Genomic DNA, 23,995 nt, shown 5'->3' on the forward strand with positions numbered 1-23,995 from the left:
TCCTCGATAACAGTGTCTTCGTCGGACTCGGTCTGCGACTCGATGTGCTCGGACCTCGTCACCCGATCCCACCGGACGGCTGTGCTGGCATGGTTCCTCAAACTCTCGAACGGGACCTGGCGACGTGCGCGTAATGCCTCATTGTGCAGGCCGCAGGCACGACGGCCGGCTCCGCGATTCTATGCGCCCATCGCCCCCGCCCGCGCATCGGCCCTCGTCGCCGGGTCCTCTCCTGCGAGCCCGCGCGTCTCGGATCCGCTCCCGTCGAGGACATCCGCGATCCGGGCCAGCGCCGCCTCCCCCGCCATCGCCCAGTGCGTGGCGGGGATGGCGTGCCGGTGGACCGTGCCGTCGACGGCGGTGGCCCAACTCGCCGCGCCACGCGATCCGCTGGGATCGTCGACGGTGGCGGCGAAGTAGACGAGGTCGCCGTCGAAGCGACGTGGCCGGTATTCGTCGACCATCCGCATCGAGGCCGTGGCGGCGTCGATGATGCGGGCGATGCGGTCGCGATCGAGTGCCGCCAGTGGTCCGCCGATGCCCGCGGCCGCGGCGGCGAGACCGTCGGTGTCGAACGCGAGATCGTCACCGGCGAGCCCGCCGAGCAGGTCGCCGACGGTGGGCATCGCAGTCTGTTGCGGTCCGTCGCCGAGCCAGCTGTCCATCATGGCCAGCTGTGCCACCTGTTCGCCGTCGGCTTGCAGGCCGGTGGCGACGGCGTGGGCCAGCAGCCCGCCCAGCGACCAGCCGAGCAGGTGGTACGGCCCTTCCGGCTGCACCTCGCGGATGGCGGCGATGTAGCGGCGCGCCCAGTCCTCGATCGTGGCGGGCAGCGGTTCGTCGGCGGTGAGGGCAGGCGACTGCAACCCGTAGATCGGGCGCTGCGGGTCGAGGTGGCGGGTCAGTCCGGCGAACGACCAGGACACACCGCCGACGGGGTGGATGCAGAACAGCGGCGCGCCGGTGCCGCCGGCGCGCAGCGGGAGCAGGACCGCGAACGCGTCATCGCTCGAATCATCGTCGGCGCGTAGCCGTTCCACGACGACCGCCGGCGTGGGGTCGGTGAAGAACCACGCCACCGGCACCGGGCTGCCCAGTGCTTCGCTCAGTCGAGACGACAGCTGGACCGCGGTGAGGGAGTTGCCGCCGAGGTCGAAGAAGTTGTCGTCCATGCCGATGCGGTCCAGTCCGAGTACCCGGGCGAAGGCGCCTGCGACGAGCTGCTCGGTCTCGGTGATCGGCGCCCGATAGGTCGCCTGGCGGATCTCCGGGCGCGGCAGTGCGCCGCGGTCGAGTTTGCCGGAGGTGTTGACCGGCAACGCGTCCAGCTCGAGGACCACGGCGGGCACCAGGTAGCCGGGTAGTTCGGTGGCCAGCGCCGCCCGCAGCACGGCCGCATCGAATCCCGAACCAGCGTGTGTCACAGTGCCGTCGACCGCCGCACCGGGACCTGCTCCGACGGTAGTGGGCGCACCGGCAATGCCATCGGATTCCTTGTTCCGTGACGCCACCACGTACGCGACAAGTCGATCTGCGCCGACCCCGGACACCACGGCCGCCGCGGCCTGCGCCACCCCGGGCCGCCGCTGCAGCGCGGCTTCCACTTCACCGAGTTCGATGCGCTGGCCGTTGAGCTTCACCTGCAGGTCGGCACGCCCGAGGTATTCCAGTGCCGGGGTGTCGCTTCCCCGCAGGCGAACGAGGTCGCCGGTGCGATACATCCGAGCGCCGGACGCACCGAACGGGTCCGGGACGAACCGCTCCGCGGTGAGCTCGGCGGCCCCGATGTACCCGTGTGCGAGTTGCGCGCCACCGACATACAGCTCACCGGTCACCCCCGGCGGCACCGGACGCATCCTGGCATCGAGCACGTAGAGCCCCGTATTCCACACCGGCGCACCGATCGGCACCGTGACGACGTCGTCATCGGTCACCCGGTGCGCACTCACCTGCACCGTGGTCTCGGTCGGCCCGTAGAGGTTCACCACCTGCGCGCCGGTCAGTGCGCGCACCTGCTGTGCCAGCCCGGCGGGCAACGCCTCGCCACCGGCGAACACCCGCCGTAGCGTCGTACTCACGACACTGTTCCCCGCAGTGGCCGCCTCCCGCACATGCGCCGCATAGGCCGCGAGCAGGGTTGGGGCGAATTGCGCTGTGTCGATGTGGTGTTCGGTGATCAGCGCGGCCAGGTAGGCCGGGTCCCCGTGCCCACCGGGCCGGGCGATGACCGTGCGGGCGCCCACCCGCAGCGGCAGCAACAGCTCCCAGATCGAGGCGTCGAAGGTGATCGGCGTCTTGTGCAGCACCCTGTCACCGGCAGCGAAGCCGAACTGCTGTGCCAGCCAGTCGAGTTGGTGGACGATCGCGCGATGCGGCACGCCGACGCCCTTGGGCAGACCGGTCGACCCGGACGTGAAGATCACGTACGCGGTGTGCTCCGGGAGCAACGGCGCCACCCGTTCGGCGTCGGCGATCGGCGCTATCGGCAAGCCCGCGAGATCGACGGTGTCCAGCGTGATCACCTCGTGCCCGCGCAGTGGGAGGTCCATAGCATCGCCGCTGGTGGTGAGCACGCAGACCGGTTGCGCGATCCGCAGGATGCGGGTGATCCGCTCCGCCGGATGATCCGGATCGATCGGCACGTAGGTGCCACCCGCCGCCAGCACCGCGTACACGCCGACCAGCAACTCGGCCGAGCGCCGAACCCCCACCGCCACCGCGTGATCCGGCCCGACACCGTGGTCGATCAGATGGCGGGCGAGCCGGTTCACCCGCGCCGCGAATTCGGCGTAGGTGAGAACGAGGTCACCGTCGACGAGCGCGACGGCGTCCGGTGTCGCCGCGGCTCGGCGATCGAACGCTGTCGGCAGAACGCCGACCGCGCCGACGTGAGCGATGTCGCCCGGCAGCGACCTCGCATCCTCGGTCGCCGCGACCGGCCACGCATCGTCGGCCGGATGCGCGGTGTCACACCAATTCTCGAGCATCTGACGGTCGCCGTCGGTGAGCAGGTCGATATCACCGACCGCACCTTCCGGGTTCGCCGTGACCGCGTCGAGGATCCGCACGTACCCGTCCGCGATGCGGGCGACCGTCTCGGCGTCGAACAGATCGGTGGCGTAGGTCACGCTCACCGCGCAACCACCGTCGGCGGTGCCGGTGAGGACCAGATCCAGGTCGAACTTGGCGATGGCGGCGTCGGCGTCCAGTCCGGTCACGGTGAGGCCGGGCAGGACCACCTCGACCGGGCCTGCGGCCAGGTTCTGGAAGGCCAGCATCACCTGGAACAGCGGGCTGTGCGCGGTCGAGCGGGTCGGGTCGAGCATGTCGACCAGCCGTTCGAACGGCACCTGCGCGTTCTCGAAGGCATCCAGATCCACCCGCCTGGTCTCGCGCAGCAGCGAACTGAACGACGCTGCGGGGTCGACACCGGTGCGCAGCACCAGCGTGTTGACGAACATGCCGACGAGATCGTCAAGGGCCTGCTCACCGCGACCCGCCACCGGGGTGCCGATCGCGATGTCGCCGGCGCCACCGAGTCGCGCGAGCAACGCGGCCAGCGCGGCATGGGCAACCATGAACTCGCTCACGTCGGCGCGACGCGCCAACCGCGCCACCCGCTGCCATACCGTCGGCGGCACAACAGTGTCAACGCTCGCACCACGATGCGACGCGACAGCAGGCCGCGGCCGGTCGGCGGGCAATTCGAGCAACCCGGGCAGTCCGGCCAGCTCGGTGCGCCAGAACCGCAGCTGCCGTGCGGCGACCGACTCGGCGTCGTCCTCGCTGCCCAGCACGGCACGCTGCCACAGCGTGTAGTCGGCGTACTGCACCGGCAGCGGCGCCCACCCGGGTTCGCTCCCCGCGCGACGGGCGAGGTAGGCGGCGGTGGTGTCACGCAGCAGCGGCCCGGCGGAGAACCCGTCGGCGCTGATGTGGTGGATCACCACGACCAGCACGACTTCGTCCGCCGCGCAGCGCAATACGCGCACCCGCACCGGCGGCGCGACGGTGACATCGAATCCGCGCCCGATCTCGGCCGCGACGATCGCCGGTACCGCGATGGGGTCCACGGTCTCCACCACCGGCGTCGGCACGAACTCCCACACCGCCTGGTGCCCGATCCCGTCGACGGCAGGGTAGGCCGTGCGCAGCACCTCGTGCCGGTCGAGCACGTCGGTGACCGCGGCGGCCAGCGCGCCGGCATCGACATCACCGGTGAGCCGCACCGCGATCGGGATGTTGTACGCGGCGGACTCGGGATCGAGGCGGTTGAGCAGCCACATGCGCTGCTGGGCCGCGGACAGCGGTATCCGGGCCGGTCGTTCGCCGGATGTCAACGCGATCCCCGCGCCGCTGCCGGCCGTGGTCGCGAGCGCGGCGGCCAGGTCGGCCACGGTGGTCGCTTCGAACAGGGTCCGCACGGGCACCCGCGTCGACATGGTCGCGCCGAGGCGGGCGGCGACCCTGGTCGCGATGAGTGAGTTGCCGCCGAGTTCGAAGAAGTCGTCGTCGAGCCCGACCCGCTCGCGCCCGAGCACCTCACCGAACACCTCGGCCACCGCCCGCTGCGCCGCGCTGACCGGCGCCCGGAACGGCCTGGCCACGAATTCCGGTGCGGGCAGCGCCTTGCGGTCGAGCTTGCCGGAGGTGTTGAGCGGGAACGCGTCGAGCACCACGATCACCGACGGCACCATGTAGGACGGCAGCACCGCGCCGAGGCCCGACCGCAGGGCGGCCGGATCCAGCGCGATGCCCGGCCTCGGCACGACATAGCCGACGAGCTGGTCACCGGTCGCACTCGCCGCGACCACCGCCGCGGCCTGACCGACCCCGGCCGATCCGCCGAGCGCGGCCTCGATCTCACCGAGTTCGATGCGCTGACCACGGAACTTCACCTGGAAGTCGATGCGCGCCAGATAGACCAGTACGCCGTCGCGAGTCCACTTCACCAGGTCTCCGGTGCGATACATTCTCGCGCCCCGGCGATGCCGGTCGCGGCCGTCACCGACGGAATACGCGGTGTCGAGACCCGCGTCCGCGACGGTGCTTGCCGCGCCGGACTGGATGTCCGCCCCGGCGAACGGGTCCGCGACGAATCTGTCGGCGGTGAGCGCGGTGCGGCCGAGGTACCCGCGAGCGAGCTGGTCACCCGCCAGGTACAGCTCGCCGGCCACTCCCGGTGCGACCGGGCGCAGCCGTTCGTCTAGCACGTACACACGCGAATTCCATTCGGGCACACCGATGGGCACCGTCTGCCCGGTCGCACCGTCGGCGGGCCACGCCGTCACCGACACGGCGGACTCGGTCGGCCCGTACAGGTTGTGCACCGCCGCAGCCGATTTCGCCCGCAGCGCGCCGACTGTCTCCGGAGTGAGCGCTTCACCGATCGCGAGCACCAGCCGCAGACCGGCCAGGTGCTCGGCGTCGGCGTGCGCGGCGAACACTGCCAGCATCGACGGCACGAAGTCGACGACGGTGACCTGCCGCGCTGCCACCAGTTCGGCGAGGTACAGCGGGTCGCGATGCCCGTCCGGGGTGGCGAGCACCAGCGTCGCGCCCGCTGCGAGCGGTGCGAAGAAGCCCCAGACCGACAAGTCGAACCCGGCCGCGGACTTCTGCAGGTACACATCGTCACCGTCGATCGCGTACTGATCGATCAGCCAGGCGATCTGGTTGCGAATGCCGGCATGACTCATGGCCACGCCCTTGGGTTCGCCGGTCGAGCCGGAGGTGAACAGCACGTAGGCGAGGTTCGAATCCCGCAGGGGGGCGCGGAGTTCGGACTCCACGACCGGATGACCCGGGTAACGGGCAGTGTCGACGTCATCGAGCACGACAACCCCGGTCGGCCCCGCGGTCCGCGAACCACCTGGCGCGGTCTCGCCGCCCTCGACTCCCGGGATCGGCGATCCGCGATCACTGCCGATCACCCGGAACGGCGAGTCGGACGAACCGTCAGCCGGTGCCGGCTTGTCGAATGCGTCTGCGGCGGTGGTGAGGACGAGGTGTGGCCGCGCGGTGTCGAGGATCTGGGTGATCCGGTCGGCCGGGTGATCCGGATCGATCGGCACGTACGCGCCGCCCGCGGTGAGGACCGCGTACAAGGCGACGACGAGTTCGGTGGAGCGCCGGATGGCGAGCCCCACCAAGGCGTCGGGGCCGACACCTTCCTCGATCAGGTACCGGGCCAGGCGGTTGACCCGGGTGTCGAATTCGGCGTAGGTCAGGGCCGTGTCCTCGAACACGAGCGCTGTCGCGTCCGGGGTAGCCCGAACCTGCGCACGGAACGCGGTGAGTAGCGTGGCGGCGCCGTCGATCTCGTGGGTGGTGGCATTCCACTCGGTGAGGATGCGCGTGCGCTCGACCGGTTCGAGCACCTCGACCGAATCCAGCGGTGTACGCGGCGATGCCGCGACAGCGGTGAGCAGGCGTTCCAGCCGTCCGGCGATCGCCACCGCGGTCTCGGTGTCGAACACGTCGTGGGCGTAGGTGAGGACGCCGGTGACGCCCGCGGCCGCACCGTCGACCGCGTACTCGTCGCTGACGATGAGGTGCAGATCGAACTGCGACAGCTCGTTCTCGGTGTCCAGCCCCGACACGGTGATCCCGGGCAGGGCCAGCTCGGCACGCTCGAAGTTCTGGAACGAGAAGCCGACCTGGAACAGCGGATGCCGGGCGGTGGAGCGGGCCGGATCGAGCACCTCGACGAGACGCTCGAACGGCACCTCGGCATGGGCGTACACGGCGAGGTCGGTGGCGCGCTGGCGAATCAGCAACTGCTGGAACGACTCTCCCGCGCGCAGCCGGGTTCGGAAGACCAGCGTGTTCACGAACATGCCGATCAGGTCCTCGAGCGCGGCCTCACCGCGCCCGGCGACCGGCGTGCCGACGGTGATGTCCGCGCTGCCCGAGAGGCGACCGAGCAGCGCCGCGAACGCGGTGTGCACGACCATGAACAGCGTTGCGCCGGACTCCCTGGCCAGCGCGCTGAGCCGGGCGTGGGTGCCCGCGTCCAGGGTCACCGGCACGGTCCCACCGGCGAGGGTCCGCACCGCCGGGCGCGGGCGGTCCAGCGGCAACGCGAGTTCATCGGGGAGGTCGGCGAGTTCGGCGCGCCAGAAGTCGAGCTGGCGGGCGGCCACCGAGTCGGGATCGGCTTCGTCGCCGAGCAGCGCGCGCTGCCACAGCGCGTAGTCGGCGTACTGCACCGGCAGCGGCGTCCACGACGGGGCCGTACCGTCGCGTCGTGCGAGGTAGGCGGTCATCAGGTCGCGCACCAGCGGCGGCATCGACGAACCGTCGGCGCTGATGTGGTGCACGACCATGGCGAGCACCGCCTCGTCGGCGCTGATCCGATACAGCACCACCTGCCACGGCACACCGGCCGTGACATCGAAGGCGGTGGCGGCCAGCGCTGTCACGGCAGCCACGATCTCCGCCGGCGCGAGGTACTGAACCCGCAGAGCCACACCGGCTTCGGCGGCGGACACGATCCGCTGTACCGGACCTTCGGCGGTCTCGGGGTAATAGGTGCGCAGTACTTCGTGCCGGTCGATGAGATCGTCCACCGCGGCGGCGAGCGCGTCGAGATCGAGCGCGCCACCGAGTCGCACCGCGATCGGCACGTTGTAGCCGGCCGAGTCCGGATCGAACCGGTTGAGGAACCACATGCGCTGCTGGGCGGGCGAGAGCGGGATCGAAGCGGGCCGCTCCCCCGCCACCAGCGCCAGCCGCGCCGCGCCGCCCGCGGCGTCGAGCGCGGCAGCCAACGCGGCCACCACGGGCGTCTCGAAGATCCGCGCCACGGGCACCTGCCGGTTCAACGCCGCACCGAGGCGCGCCGCGACCCGGGTCGCGATCAGCGAGTTGCCGCCCAGATCGAAGAAATCGTCCTCGGCACCGACCAGTTCGACACCGAGCACCTCGGCGACGACCCCGGCCACCAACTGCTCCGACGGTGTCGCCGGAGCACGGAATTCACGAGCGGCCAGCTCGGGCGCGGGCAGCGCCCGCCGATCGAGCTTGCCCGAGGAATTGACCGGGAACTCCGTGAGAACAACGAACGCGCTCGGCACCATGTAGACCGGAAGTGCCTGCTGTAGAGCGGATTTCACCACGTCGAGGTCCACACCCGGGACGCCGAGCAGGTAGGCGGTGAGGTAGTCGCCGGTGCCGTCGTCACGGACCGTGACCACCGCCCGTTCGATGGTGTCGAGACCGGTGAGAACGGCCTCGATTTCGCCGAGTTCGATGCGCAGGCCGCGCAGTTTCACCTGGAAGTCGGTGCGGCCCAGGTATTCCAGTTCGCCCGAGCGAGTGCGGACCACGAGGTCGCCGGTGCGGTACATGCGGTCGCCGGGGGCACCGAGGGGGTTGGCGACGAAGCGGTCGGCGGACAGATCCGGGCGGGCGAGGTAGCCGCGGGCGAGTTGGACGCCGGCCAGATACAGCTCACCCGGTGTGCCGACGGGAACGGGACGCAGGCGGGCATCGAGCACGTGCAGGGCGGTGTTGGCGACCGGGGCGCCGATCGGCACCGTGACCGTGTCGGCGTCGGTGACCTCGTGGAAGCTCACGTCGACCGCGGCCTCGGTGGGTCCGTACAGGTTGTGCACGGCGACACCGGGGACCAGCGCGCGCAGGCGCTGGGCAGCGGCGGCGGGCAGCGCCTCACCGGAGGCGAACACCTGCCGCAGCGAGACACAGTCGGCCGCACGCGGCTCGGCGAGGAAGGCCGCCAGCATCGACGGCACGAAGTGCGCGACGCCGACACCCGTGCGGGTGATGACCTCGGCCAGGTAGGCGGGGTCGCGGTGCCCGTCGGGCCGCGCGATCACCAGGGTGGCGCCGATCTGCAAGGGCCAGAACAGTTCCCACACCGACACATCGAAGGTGATCGGCGTCTTGTGCAGCACGGTGCCGGCCGCGTCGAGCCGGTAGGCATCCTGCATCCACACCAGACGGTTGACGATCGCGGCATGGGTCACCGCGACGCCCTTGGGCTTACCGGTCGAGCCGGACGTGAACAGCACATACGCCAGGTCCGCGGCACGCAACGGCCGGATCCGGTCGGCATCGGTCACCGGGTCGACTGCGAACCCGGAAAGATCGAGCGCGCCGGGCTCGACACGACGAATGCCGGGCTCGGTGCCGGATTCGACCGGCCGGTAGCCGGACTCGACCTGCGCGGCGGGCACCGCGGTGCGTGCGCCGGTTTCGGGGAAGTCGGCGGCGGCCAGCACACAGACCGGGGCCGCGGTCGCCAGGATGTCGGCGATCCGGTCGGCCGGGTGGTCGGGATCCAGCGGCAGATAGGCGGCGCCCGCGGCCTGGACCGCGTAGAGGGCGACCAGGAGATCGATGCCGCGCCGCAGCCCGACACCGACGACCGCGCCGGGACCGACCTGCTCGGCGATCAGCCAACGCGCGAGGCGGGCGACACGCATCGCGAACTCGCCATAGGTGATCCGCTGCCCCTCGAACTCCAGGGCGATCGCGTCGGGGGTACGCGCGGCCTGCGCGGCGAACATCGAGACCAGCGTCGCCTCGGCGCCGAGCGGGGCCACGGTGTCGTTCCACGCCGCGAGCTGGGCGGACTCGGCGGCATCCAGCAGATCGATCTCGCCGACCGCGATGCTGTCGTCGGCGACGACCGCGCTCAGCACCCGCACGAACCGCGCACCGAACGCCGCCACCGTGTCGGCGTCGAACAGATCCGTGGCGTAGCGCAGCCACCCGCGCATGCCGGGCTCCCCCGCGGCGCCGACGATCTCGTTGATCGCCAGCGACAGATCGAACTGGGTGGTCGCCGCGTCCAGAGCGAACTCGTCGATCCGCAGTCCGGGCAACTCGATGATGGTGTCCTCGCGATGCTCGAACGCGAGCATCACCTGCACGATCGGCGAATACGCCGTGGAGCGGCTCGGATTGAGCTCGTCGACGAGCCGCTCGAACGGCAGGTCGGCGTGTGCGAAGGCCCGCAGATCAGCGTCGCGCACCTCGGCCAGTAGTTCACCGAACCCGGCACCGGCATCGACCGCCGTCCGCAACACGAGGGTGTTGACGAACATGCCGACCAGGTCGTCGAGCGCGGCATCGGCCCGCCCGGCGACCGGCGTGCCGACGAGCACATCCGCGCCTGCGCCCTGACGAGACAGCAGCACCGCGAACGCCGCGTGCACCACCATGAAGGTGGACACCCCGTGGCGGCGGGCCAGCGCCTCGATCCCCGCCACGACATCGGCGGGCACCTCGAACCCGACGGCCCCACCCGCACCCGCGCGGACGGCGGGCCGGGGCCGATCCGTCGCCAGTTCGAGAACCGGTGCGATCCCGGCCAATTCGTCACGCCAGTGCGCCGACTGCCGCGCCAGGCGCGACTGCGGGTCGGCCGCGTCGCCGAGCACGGCACGCTGCCACAGGGTGAAGTCCGGATACTGCACCGGCAACGGCTCCCACACCGGAGCGATCCCCGCGGCGCGCGCGGCATAGGCGGCGATGAGGTCCCGCGCCAGCGGCGTCGTCGACACCCCATCGGCGGCGATGTGATGTACAGCGAGCACCAGCACGTGCTCTGTCTGGTGCGAACCCACGCAATGCACGGCCGCGAGACGCGGCGTGGCATCGCCGACCACTGGTCGGCGGTCGACAGCTTCGACCGGCGTTTCCCGGCGCAGCAGCGCGGCGCGCAGCGGCGGCTGAGTGGTCAGGTCGTAACCCTGGCCGATGATCGAGCGAACGGTAGCGGCCAGCTCACCCTCGGCGATCTCGCGCACGACGGCAGCGGGCAGCACCGCGTCGGCGGGAAGGACCACCTGGGTCGGGCCGTCGGCGTCTTCGGGGAAAATGGTGCGCAGTGATTCGTGCCGGTCGAGGACGTCGGCCAGCGCCGCCCACAGGGCGCCGGTGTCGAGATCGCCGGTCAGGCGCAATGCGATCGGCAGGGTGTAGACGGCCGATTCGGGATCGATCCGGTTCAGTAACCACAGGCGAGTCTGGGCCAGCGACAGCGGGATTCGATCCGGGCGCGGTCGCACCACGGTCAGTGGCGGCGACTGTTCGCCGCCGACGCCCGCACGCTCGGCGAGTCCGGCGACGGTCGGGGCGTCGAACACATCGCGCACGTCCAGCGCACTGCCGAGGGCCGCGTTGGCCCGGGCGACCAGACGCATCGCGAGCAGTGAGTTGCCGCCGACGGCGAAGAAGTCGTCGTTGGCGCCGATGCGTGCCACGCCGAGCAATTCGCCGATCACACCGGCGAGCGCGGTCTGCGCACCCGGTCGCGGCGCCACGTATTCGGTGGTGACGGACAGATCGGCGGCGGGCAGCGCGGCCCGATCCAGTTTGCCCGCCGAGTTGAGCGGCACGGTGTCGAGCACGACCAGGTGCGAGGGCACCATGTACGCGGGCACCCGGCCCGCGACGTGGGCACGCACCGCCACGCTGTCCACCTCGCCCGCGACATATCCGACCAGACACTGCCGACCGGCGTCGTCGGTGGCGGGCAGCACAGTCGCGTGGGTGACGCCGGGTGCGTCGCCGAGCGCGGCCTCGATCTCGCCCAGCTCGATCCGCAGTCCCCGGATCTTCACCTGGAAATCGTTGCGGCCCAAGTAGACCAGCGCATCGTCGCGATCGCGGCGAACGAGGTCACCCGTGCGGTACATCCGGGTTCCGTCCGCCCCGAACGGGTCGGCGACGAAGCGGTCGGCGGTCAGGTCGGGCCTGCCCAGGTAGCCTCGGGCCAGCTGATCACCCGCGAGATACAGCTCGCCCGCGACACCGCCGGGCACCGGGTGCAGGCGCTCGTCGAGCACGTAGGCGCGCACGTTCCAGGTCGGCCTGCCGATGGGCAGCTCGGTCTGCTCGACCGGCGCGGTGATCCGCTGGAACGTGCTGGTGATCGCCACTTCGGTGGGGCCGTAGGTGTTGTGCAGTTCGCCGGGGATCGTGGCGAGGACGGTGGCCGCCAGTGGCGCGGGCAGTTCCTCGCCGCCCACGTGCAGCATGCGCAGCCCGCTCAGCGCGTCGCCGAGCCCTTCGGCGAGCATCGCGGCCAGCACCGACGGCACGATCTCCATGATGGTGACGCCCTGCTCGCGCACCACTCGCGTTTGATATTCCAGGTCGAGGTGACCGCCCGGGCGCAACAGCACCAGCGGGGCGCCGAGCAGCGCGGGCGCCAGCAGTTCCCAGAGCGAGACGTCGAAGGTGAGGGGCGCGCGCTGCAGGAAGCGATCGGCCGACGTCATGCCGTATTCGCCACGCAGCCAGCAGATCTCGTTGACCACGGCGCGATGCGAGATCAGCACGCCCTTCGGCGTACCGGTGGAGCCGGACGTGAACAGCACGTACGCCGGGTGCTCGGGGTGCAGCGGCGCCAGGCGTTCGAGGTCGGTGACCGGGCCGGCTGCCACCGTATCCTGCGCTACGTCCTCGAGCTGGCCGACGGTGAGCACCGCAACCCCGGAGCGCGACGCGGCGGCGAAATGCACCGAGGCCGTGGCGGATCGGATACCGCTGTCCACATGGTCGAGGTCACCGGCCCCCGCGACGACGACGAGTCGCGGGGTGGCGGTCGCCAGCACATGCCCGATGCGTTCGGCGGGCTGGCCCGCGTCGATCGGCACGTACACGCCCCCGGCGGCGAGTACACCGTGCAGCACCACCAGCAGTTCGATGCTGCGCGGAACAGCCACGGCCACCGGTGTTTCCGGCCCGACACCGCAGTCGATCAACCTGCGCGCCAACCGGTTCGCCCTGGCAGCGAGCGCGCCGTAGGTGATCTCGACGCCTTCGAAGATCGCCGCCACGGCGTGGGGAGCTCGCGCTGCCGCGGCATCGAGCAGGTGGGCGGCGAGTGGGGCGCGCAGGCCCAGTTCCGCGAGCGCGCTGTCGAGTGGCACCACCTCACCGTGGTGCCGCGCCGGCGTTGTGGCCGCGGCGGTGTCGGCCAGCAAGGCGAGGTCGCCGACCGCGGTGCCGGGGGCGGTGACCGCGTCCCGCAGCACCCGATCGAGCATCGCGACCATGGTCGCGATGGTGTCGGCGTCGAAAAGATCGGTGGCGTAGCGCAGTTCGAGGTCGAGCCCGTCAGGTGCGCCGTCGGGCGCGAAACGGTCGACGAAGGTGAAGTCCAGATCGACTTCGATCGGCGCATCCGGCAGGGTCAGCCCCGACAGGGTCAGGCCCGGCAATTCGAAGGCGGTCCTGCGCTGGTTCTGCAAGGCCAGGGAGATCTGGTACAGCGGTGAATACCCCTGTGAGCGCGCCGGATTCAGTGCGTCGACCAGGCTTTCGAACGGCACGTCGGCATTGTCGAAAGCATCGAGATCCTCGGCACGGACCGCGTCGAGGAGATCGCTGAAACGCGCGCCCGCGCGCACCTGCGCACGGAGCACGAGCGTGTTGACGAACATGCCGACGATGTCGTCGAGTTCGCGATGGCCACGCCCGGCCACGGGCGTGCCGACGACGATGTCGGTACCGGCCGAGAGCCGCGCGAGCAGCACCGAGAGGCCCGCGTGCAGCACCATGAACGCAGTGGCGCGGTGCGCGCGAGCCAGCTCCTCGATCCCGCGATGCAGGTCGGCGCCGAGGGTGGTGGTGAAGGTCGCGCCCCGGTTGGAGGCGATCAGCGGCCTGCGCCGGTCGGCGGGCAGCGTCAGGACATCGGGCAAACCTGCGAGTCGGCGCGTCCAGTAGTCGAGCTGGCGGGCCAGCGGCGCGTCCGGGTCGTCGGCACTGCCGAGCCCCTCGGTCTGCCACAGTGCGTAGTCGGCATAGTGCACAGCGAGCGCGGGCAGCTGTGGCTGCGCACCTACAGCGCGGGCGGCGTAGGCGGCCACCAGATCCCGCGTCAGCGGCCCCATCGACCAGCCGTCGGCCGCGATGTGATGCACAACGAGCACCAGCACGTATTCGGTCGCCGCGACCCGCAGCAGTGCGGCGCGCACCGGCACCTCGCGGGTGATGTCGAAACCGCCGGCGAGGACCGACACCACGGTCGCGGGCACGTGATCGGCGGCCACGTCGACGACGGCGAGCTCGGGCACGAACGCCGGACCGACGAGTTGGGTCGCCCGCCCGTCGAATTCGGGATAGGTCGTGCGCAATGTCTCGTGCCGGGCGATCAGATCACCCAGGGCGCCGCGCAGCGCGGTCGTATCCAGCTCGCCGCTGAGCCGGATCGCAACCGGGATGTGGTACGCGGCGGAGTCCGGATCGAAGCGGTGCAGGAACCACATCCGCTGCTGGGCGGGCGAGAGCGGGATCCGCTGCGGCCGTTGGCCCGCTACCGGTCCACGCCTGCTGCCGGTGCCGCGCAGCGCGTCCAGCCGCACGGCGAGTCCGTCGACGGTGCTGGCCTCGAACAGCTCGCGCACCGGCACCCGCGCATCCAGCGCGGCACCGAGCCGGGCCGCCACCTGGGTCGCCAGCAGCGAGTTGCCCCCGAGGGCGAAGAAGTCGTCGCCCGCGCCGACTCGGTCGAGGTCGAGCACCCCGGCGAACGTCGCGGCGACGATCCGCTCGGTGGCGGTGGCGGGCTCGCGGTAGTCGAGCTGCCGCGACTGCGGCGCAGGAAGTGCCCGGCGATCGAGCTTGCCCGAAGCATTCACGGGCAACTCGTCGAGGAAGACGTAGGCGCCCGGGACCATGTAGGAGGGCAGGGTCGCCGCGATCGCTGCGTCGAAGTCGGCGGTGGTGGGCGCCGCCGACGAGTCGCGTCGCGGAACAGCCGGCGCGACGTCGACAGCACGGACCGCGTCACCTCCCCCGGAATCGGCGCCGCCGGCGATGGGGCCGAAGTCGCCGACGACGACCTCGGGCGTCTCGGCAGCACGGACGACGTAGGCGACGAGCTGATCGGTCCGGCCTTCGTCCGAGCGGACCAGCACGGCGACGCGGCCGACGCCGGGAACCGAGGCGATCGCGGCTTCGATTTCGGCCGGTTCGATGCGCAGACCGCGCAGTTTCACCTGCAAGTCGGTGCGGCCGAGGTAGTGCAGCGCCGGACCGTCGGCACCGGTGCGCCAGGTGACCAGATCGCCGGTGCGGTACAGGCGCTCGCCCGCGCCGAAGGGGTCGGCGACGAAACGTTCGGCGGTGAGCTCGGTACGGCCGTGATAGCCGTCGGCGAGCTGCGCGCCCGCCACGTACAGCTCGCCCGGAACACCCGCGGGGACGGGACGCAGGCGCGAATCCAGCACGTACACACGGGTATCGGCGACCGGTGCACCGATCGGCACCGTGGCGCCGAGTTCGTCACCGGCCTCGTGCGTGGTGACCTGGATGGCGGTTTCGGTCGGGCCGTACAGGTTGACCACCGTCGCGCCGGTCATCGCGCGCACCCGCCGCGCCAGGTCGGTCGTCAGCGCTTCACCGCCCACGAAGACCAGTCGCAGCGAATCGGACTGCGCGGCAGCCGGTTCCGCCACGACCGCGGCGAGCACCGACGGTACGTACTGGACGACGCTCACCCGATGTCGCACGGTGGCTGCCGCCAGGTAGGCCGGATCGCGATGCCCGTCAGCGGTGGCGAGCACCAAGCGCGCCCCGGCGTGCAACGGCCACAGCAGTTCCCACACCGATGCGTCGAAGGTGAACGGTGTCTTCTGCAGCACCACGTCGTCGGCACCGAGCGGGTACTCCCGCTGCAACCACAGCAACTGGTTCACCGCGGCCTTGTGCGGCACGGCCACACCCTTCGGCCTGCCGGTGGAACCCGACGTGAACAGCACATACGCGAGGTGCTCTGGACGCAGCGGCGCCACCCGCTCCGCATCGGTGATCGGCTCGCCGGACAGCTCCGACAGGTCGAGCACGTCGACCTCCACCACCGACTCGCCCACAGCCACACCGATTCCGGCAAGCGTCAGCACACAGACCGGTGCCGTCTGCGCCAGCACATACGCGGTCCGCTCGGCCGGATGATCCGGGTCCAGCGGCACATAGGCCGCCCCGGCCACCAGCACGGCGTGCACCGCGACCAACTGCTCCACACCACGGCGCATCGCGACAGCGACCAGCGAGCCAGGGCCCGCTCCCAGCCCGATCAGATGACGAGCCAGTCGTGCGACTCGCACGCCGAACTCCCCGTACGAAAGCTCCACCGCGGTCGTGGAATCAGCAGCACGCAGCGGCACCTCGGGCACCACACCCCCGGCGCGGTGTGCGGCGATGGCATCGGCTGCCGCGTGTTCGAGCCGGGAAATCGCGCTCGAGGACGCCCCGATTCCGAGGGGCGCGCCATCGGCAACTACCTGAGCGCCGTCCTCGGCCGGCGTGCCCGCCTCGACCGTGCGCGCCGACAGACGACCCGGCTTCGTCGTCGACTCCAGGCGCTCCTGCACCGATTCGTCTCTCGCGGTGGGCGATACATCGAGCGCCCGTGCCATTGTCGTGGCGGCCAGCGGCGCGGCATCGGCCGCGATGGGGTCGGTGTCGACGACGACGGCGATCGCGTGGGGCGTTGCGGCCGCTCGGTCGGCGAGCAGCGAGGCGAGAGTCGCGGCGTGGCCGGTCTCGGTGGCGGTGTCGTTCCACGTGGTCAGGATGTGGGTCCGCTCGGCGGCGTCGAGGAAGTCGAGGTCGCCGACGGGGCGGGCCGGGTCGGCAAGGACGGCCGTGAGGATGCGGTCCAAGCGGGTAGCGAAAGTGGCGACGGTGGTGGCGTCGAACAGGTCGGTGGCGTAGAGGAAGGCACCGGAAATGCCGGTGGGAGTGCCGTTGTCGTCGCGGTGCTCGGTGAGGGTGAGTTCCAGGTCGAACTTGGCGATACCGGTGGGCAGGTCGAAACCTGCGACGGTGAGGCCGGGGAGCGCGAGTTCGCTCGGGGTGTCCTCGTTGAGGGACAGCATCACCTGGAACAGGGGGTTGCGGGCGGTGGAGCGGACCGGATCGAGGACCTCGACCAGGCGCTCGAACGGCACGTCGGCGTGGCCGAAGGCGGCGAGGTCCTGCTCGCGGACCTGGGCCACCAGTGCGGCGAACGGGGTCGCGGGTGCCACCTGCGTGCGCAGGACGAGGGTGTTGACGAACATGCCGACGAGATCATCGAGCGCACGCGCACCGCGTCCCGACACCGGCGTGCCGATCGCGATGTCGGTGGTCGCCGACAGCCGTGCCAGCAGCACCGCGAACACCGCGTGCGCGGCCATGAACACCGTGATGCCCTGCGCGCGAGCGAATTCCGCCAGTGCCCGATGGGTCGCGGCATCGATCTCGACGCCGTGCATCGCACCGCGCCGGGAAGCGACCGCAGGCCGGGTCCGGTCGGTGGGCAGTTCCAGCTGCTCGGGCACCCCCGCCAGCGCGTCACGCCAGAACGAGAGCTGCTTCGCCGCCACCGATTCCGGATCGGCCGCATCACCGAGCACCGTGTGCTGCCACACGGCGTAGTCGGCGTATTGCACCTCCAACGGCGCCCAACCCGGGGCCTCACCGATGGCGCGCGTGCCGTAGGCCGTGAGCACGTCCCGGATCAACGGCCCGAACGAGAAACCATCGGCCGCGATGTGATGCACCACGATGACCAGCACGTACTCAGCACCGGCGGACCCCGTCGAGTCCGCCACTGCGGCATGCCCATCGGCCCGGTCACGCGCACCCGACGCGCGATGCTCCAGCGCGGTGTCCGGGGCAACACGCAGCAGCGTCGCGCGGATCGGGGCGTCGACGGTGAGGTCGAAGCCGGTGGCGGCGAAGGTACGCACGGCGTCGGACAGGTCGGCCGCAGCCACGATCTGCGGGTGGACCTCGGGAAGCAGGCCGGTCGCCGGAAGGATCTCGGCGATGGCGTTGCCGTCCAGTTCCGGGTAGCGGGTGCGCAGGACCTCGTGCCGGTCCAGCACGTCGACGATCGCGGCCTGGAGTGCGGCGATGTCGAGCGCACCGGTGAGCCGGACGGCCAGCGGGATGTTGTCGGTGGCCGAGCCGGGATCGAAGCGGTTGAGGAACCACATGCGCTGCTGGGCAGGCGAGAGCGGCACGGGATCGGGTCGGGGTCCCGCCACCAGCGCGGGGCCGGTGCCGGTGCCACGCAGACGGTCGGCGGCCGCGGCCAGCGTCAGCACCGTCGTGGTGTCGAAGAGCTGGCGGACGGGAATGCGCAGGTCGAGGTCGGCGCCGATGCGCGCCATCAACCGGGTCGCCAGGAGCGAGTTGCCGCCCAGATCGAAGAAGTCGTCGTCGCGGCCGACCCGGTCCAGTCCGAGGACCTCGGCGAACGCGGCGGCCACCACCTGCTCGGCCACCGTTTCCGGTGCCCGGTAGGCGGCGGTGTCGAAGACCGGTGCGGGCAGCGCGGCCCGATCGAGCTTGCCGACGGGGGTCAGCGGCACGGCATCGAGAGTGACGACCGCGGCGGGCACCATGTGCGAGGGCAGGTGCGCGGCGGTGTGCGCGATGAGGGTCGCGGCGTCGATCGTGGCACCGGCGACGGGCACGACATAGGAGACCAGCAGGGTGGCGCCCGCGTCGGTCCGATGACCGACGGTGGCGACGAAGTCGACCGTCCGATGGCGGGCCAGGACCGCGTCGATCTCGCCGAGTTCGATCCGGAAGCCGCGCACCTTCACCTGGAAGTCGTTGCGGCCCAGGTACTCCAGATCGAACGAGCCTTCGCGCCGCACCCAGCGCACGGTGTCACCGGTGCGGTACATCCGCTCGCCGGGCGCGCCGAAGGGATTGGTGACGAACCGTCCGGCGGTCAGCGCGGGCCTGCGATGGTAGCCGCGCGCCAGCTGCGCACCAGCGATGTACAGCTCGCCGACGATCCCCGCGGGCACCGGCCGCAGCCGCTCGTCGAGCACCAGTTCGGTCGTGCCCTCCACCGGTGCGCCGAGCGTGATCGCCGTTGTCGCACTGAGTGGTTCGCTGATATTGGTGACGATGGTCGTCTCGGTCGGGCCGTAACCGTTGCGGAAGATCAGACCCGGAATCGCGGCGGTCCACCGCGCCACCAGTTCCGGCGGGCACGCCTCGCCACCGACCACCACCATCCGCAGCTCGTCGAGGCCCTCCGGGTGTACCGTCGCCAGCGCCGACGGCGTGATGACCACATGGGTCACCCGCTCGGCCCGCAGCAACTCCCCCAGCTCCGCCCCACCGAACACCCCGGCGGGCGCGATGACCATCGTCGCGCCCTCGGTCACGGTCAGCAGCAGCTCGGCCACGGAGATGTCGAACGAGGGCGACGCCACGTGCAGCACGCGCGCATCGGCGCAGGCCAGGTACCGCCCGGCCTGCACGGGCAGATACGCCGCGACCGCACCGTGCGGAATCACCACACCCTTGGGCAGACCGGTGGTGCCGGAGGTGTAGATGACGTACGCGGGATCCAGCGGATCCACCGCTCGTGCACCCGCCGCGCCGCCGTTCACCGCACGGCCACCTGCTGCGCCGACCGTACGGGAATCGGCCACGGGGGCATGGGGAGAGGTCACGACTCCGCCGCGACCGGTCTCGGCATCGACGGCGTTCTCGACGCTGATCGTCCTGTCACCGGCACGTGCGTGTGCGCCCAGGTCTGCCCGCGCCGCATCGTCTGCCGTGGGTTCTGTGCCATCGAGCACGAGCCAGTTCACGGTAGCCGGCAGATCCGACCGCACCGCCTCGATCGTGATACCCGCCGCCGCGCCGGAATCGGAGAGCATGTGGGCGATGCGGTCGGCGGGATAGTTCGGGTCGACCGGGAGGAAACCCGCGCCGGACTTCACGACGGCCCAGATCGCGGTGATCGAGTCGGCCGAACGCGGAATACTCACGGCGACAAGGTCGCCCGTGCCGACGCCGAGATCGGCGAGACGGGCGGCCAGGGAGGTGGAGGCGTCGTCGAGCTCGCCGTAGGCGAGGGTGCGGGCGCCGTCGCGGATGGCGATCGCGGTGGGGTCGGCGGCGGCGCGGGCGAGCACCTGCGGCAGCAGCGGAGCCGGAGTCGACGGGCCGCCGGTGCGGGCGGTCAGCTCGGCGAGTTCGGTGTCGATCAGCAGTGGCAGGTCGGCGACGGGAGTCTGCGGGGCCGCGGCGATCGCGGCGAGCAGGCCGGTGAAGCGGGCCACCGTGCGCGTGATGGTCTGCTCGTCGAACAGATCTGTGGCGTAGGAGAATTCGCCGGACAGACCAAGGGCCGCGGAATCACGCAGGGTCAGGGAGAGATCGAACTTCTCGATGTCATAGGGCAAGTCGACGGCGGCAGCGCGCAGACCGGGCAGCTCGAAGGTGGTCGGCGGCAGGTTCTGCAACGACAGTGCCACCTGGAACAGCGGATGACGACCGGCTGAACGGGTCGGCGCGAGCACCTCGACGAGCCGCTCGAACGGCAGGGTGGTGTGGTCGAAGGCGGCCAGATCCCCGGTGCGGACGCGGTCGAGCAGGCCGGCGAACGGTTCGCCGCCACGCACCTGAGTGCGCAGCACGGCGGTATTGACGAACATGCCGATGACGTCGTCGAGTTCGGCGGCACCGCGCCCGGCGACCGGCGTGCCGATCGCCACATCGGCATTGCCCGACAGGCGTGCGATCAGCACCGACAATGCCGCGTGCAGCACCATGAACAGGGTCGCACCCTGTTCCGCGGCAACAGCGTTCAGCGCCGCGACCACGTCGGCATCGAGCTCGAACGAGACCCGGCGTCCCCGCATCGACGCGGTGGCGGGGCGAGAGCGATCGGTCGGCAGGCCCGACTCGTCCGGCAGTCCGGCCAGCGAGTCACGCCAGAACGCGATCTCGCGCCCGGCCTGCGAGTCGGCGTCGTCCTCCGCGCCGAGGACGGCACGCTGCCACAGGGTGTAGTCGGCGTACTGCACCGGCAGCGGATTCCACTGCGGCGCCACACCTTCGGCACGCGCGTAGTAGGCGGTCATCGTGTCACGCACCAGCGGACCGGCCGACCAGCCGTCGGAGGCGATGTGATGCACCACCAGCACCAGCACGTGATCACCGTCGACCTCGAACAGGCTCGCGCGCACCGGTGGCGCGGCCGTGACATCGAATCCGCGCAGAACGACGGCCGCCAACACCTCCGGAAGGTCCTCGGCGCCGATGCTGACGGCGTCGAGCACCGTCGAAGACCCCGCCGCGACCCCATCGGCGCCGGCATCGGGGTGGTCGCTCGAAGACAATTCGGCCGCAAGCACTTCGAGCGCCTCGGCGACAGGAAGAACCCGCTGCGTCCCCACCCCGTCGACCTCGGGGTACACCGTGCGCAGCACCTCGTGCCGCGCGATCAGATCACCCACCGCCGCCCGCAACGCGTCCCGATCCAGCGCACCCGTCAACCGCACCGCGATCGGGATGTTGTACGCCCCGGTCTCCGGATCGAACCGGTTGAGGAACCACATCCGCTGCTGCGCGGGCGAGAGCGGCAACAGCTCGGGACGCGGACCCGCGACGAGCGCGGGCCGATCATCGACCACCCCGCCCTCGACCAGCTTCGCGAGTACGGCCACCGTCGGGCTGTCGAAGAAGTCGCGAACATCCACCCGCACACCGAAGTTCGCCTGCAACCGGCCGATGGCGCGGGTGGCGATCAGCGAGTTGCCGCCGAGGCGGAAGAAGTCGTCGTCCAAGCCGACCACGTCCACCTCGAGCAGCTCGGCGAACAACGCGGCGACGGTACGCTCGGTCGCCGTGCGCGGCTCCCGGAATTCGGCGGCCGACACCCGGAAGTCCGGCTCCGGCAACGCTTTCCGATCCAGCTTGCCGCTGGCATTGATCGGCATCGCGTCCAGTTGCACCAGCAGCGACGGCACCATGTACTCGGGCATCGACGACTTGGCGTGCTCGACCAGCTCGGCCTCGTCGAGCACCGCACCGTCGACGCTCACCACATAACCGACCAGCGCCTCACCGGCGCCATGGCGATGCAGCACCACCGCCGCGTTGCCGACGCGAGGGTGCGCGGCCAGCACGGCCTCGATCTCCCCCAGCTCGATTCGCAGGCCACGCAGCTTCACCTGGAAGTCGGTGCGCCCCAGGTATTCCAGCTCACCGCGCGACTCCCGTACCAGGTCACCGGTGCGATACATGCGCTCACCGGGCACGCCGTACGGATTGGCGACGAACCGATCCGCGGTGAGCCCCGGGCGCGCCACGTACCCACGCGCCAACTGGACGCCCGCCAGATACAGCTCGCCGACCACCCCGACGGGTACCTGGTCGAGGTTCTCGTCGAGCACGAGCAGCCCGGTGTCGTCGGCGGGACCCCCGATCGGCACCGACACCTCGTCGAGAGCGGTCACTTCGTGCGCGGTGACGTCGACCGCCGCCTCGGTGGGCCCGTACAGGTTGTGCAGCGCCGTCGCCGACAACGCGCGCAGCCGGGCGGCCGTGGCAGCGGGCAGCGCCTCACCGGAGGCGAACACCATCCGCAACGACGACAGATCCACCTCGGGACCCACGTCACCGACGAACGCGGCCAGCATCGACGGCACGAAGTGCGTCACGGTGACCCGATGCTGGGCGATCAGCGCCGCCAGGTACGCGGGATCACCGTGGCGCCCCGCCTCGGCGACCACCAGCCGAGCGCCGATCTGCAAGGGCCAGAACAACTCCCACACCGACACATCGAAGGTGTAAGGCGTCTTCTGCACCACCACATCGGCCTCGGTCATGGCGTAGCGGCGCTGTCGCCAATCCAGGTTCGCCACGATCGCCCCGTGGGTGACCGCCACACCCTTCGGCCTGCCCGTGGAGCCGGACGTGAAGATGACGTAGGCCGTGTTGCCCGCCCGTACCCCGGACACCACCTCGCCGGGCGCCGCGTCCCAGTCGATGTCATCGGTGCGCAGCACCGGCGCGCCGTTCAGATCCGGCTCGTCGCCTGCCCGTGTCACGACCACCACCGGCCGCGCCACCTCGAGCACATAGCGCAACCGGTCCACCGGATGATCGGGGTCCAGCGGCACATACGCACCGCCCGCACGCACGATCGCGTGCACCGCGACGATCAGCTCGACGCTGCGCCGCAGCGCCAACCCGACCAGCGTCTCCGGCCCGACGCCCGCCTCGACCAATCGCGCCGCCAGCACCCGCACTCTGGCATCGAATGCCGCGTAGGTCAGCGTGACGTCACCGCACTGCACCGCGACAGCATCCGGCGTCCGTGCCACCTGCGCGGCGAACCGATCGACCAGCGTCGCCGCGGCCACCGCCTCCAGCCCCAGCGCCGCCATCACATCGCCCGCGAGCGAATCCAGCAGCACACCGAACGTCCCCTCGGCGGCATCGACCACGCCGGGGAACAGCTCGGCGAGCACCACCTGCACGAGCGTCTCCGCGTCCAGCGCCCCACCGGTGAGCTCGGCCATCAGCGTGAGCTGGGCGTCGAGATCGGCATAGGACACCGCGGTGCTGTCGAACTCGACCGCGATCCGCGCCGGATCCATCGCCGCGACCGTCGCCACCAGCGCCGCCAGCTGTTCTGTTTCCGCGCGCGCCGGAGTGGGGTTGGTCATCGCACACTGCCTTCCATTACCGGCCGCGGGTAACGCCACGCGGCCGCACAAACTCTCGGAACTCCCCGGCTCGAACCGGGGTGGGGTGGATCGGCGCGGGGGCGGCCAACCTCGGGCACCCTGCCCGAAATCCGCCCGCGCACACCGGATTCAGTGCGATCGGCTATGACACGATCGCGGCAATCCGGCTCGCCGCCACGCAACCAGCAATGACTCGGCTATCTCCCGACCTCCATCGTCAACCCCGACACCTGAAACACGCGTCCGAACACGAGGAGAAGCGTATTCGTTTCAATAATAAACCGGACCAGATTCAGTCAAAATCACGGCGGGGCGACACACTTTCCGGCGCCGAGAAACGGTCCAGCGATCCGACCGCGTACGCCGAGCCGACAGCGGTCGGCACTGCGCTCCGAGTGGGCGGCAGCACGGCTGTCGGCACAGATTCTTACTGTGTCCAGCCACACTAGGCGACGCAACGTTGCATCACCGTTGCATCTTCGTGACCCAGGTCACGAACCTGCCAGAGCCCGGAA

The 23,995-nt window shown here is 70.8% G+C and carries 1 protein-coding gene; it reads right to left on the reverse strand.

Translation table 11 applies throughout. From position 1 onward, the window contains the following. Positions 1 to 179 precede the first annotated feature (179 nt). Positions 180 to 23,459, reverse strand: coding sequence for a non-ribosomal peptide synthase/polyketide synthase (locus ACWFRF_RS14675; RefSeq protein WP_452450339.1), 23,280 nt, complete (start codon positions 23,457 to 23,459; stop codon positions 180 to 182). Between the last annotated feature and the right edge of the window lie 536 nt (positions 23,460 to 23,995).

Source organism: Nocardia sp. NPDC055165 (assembly GCF_053606985.1).

Bases quoted from the DNA above. Each gene is read 5' to 3' on its own strand.
- ACWFRF_RS14675 (WP_452450339.1), bottom strand. From the start codon at position 23,459: ATGACCAACCCCACTCCGGCGCGCGCGGAAACAGAACAGCTGGCGGCG.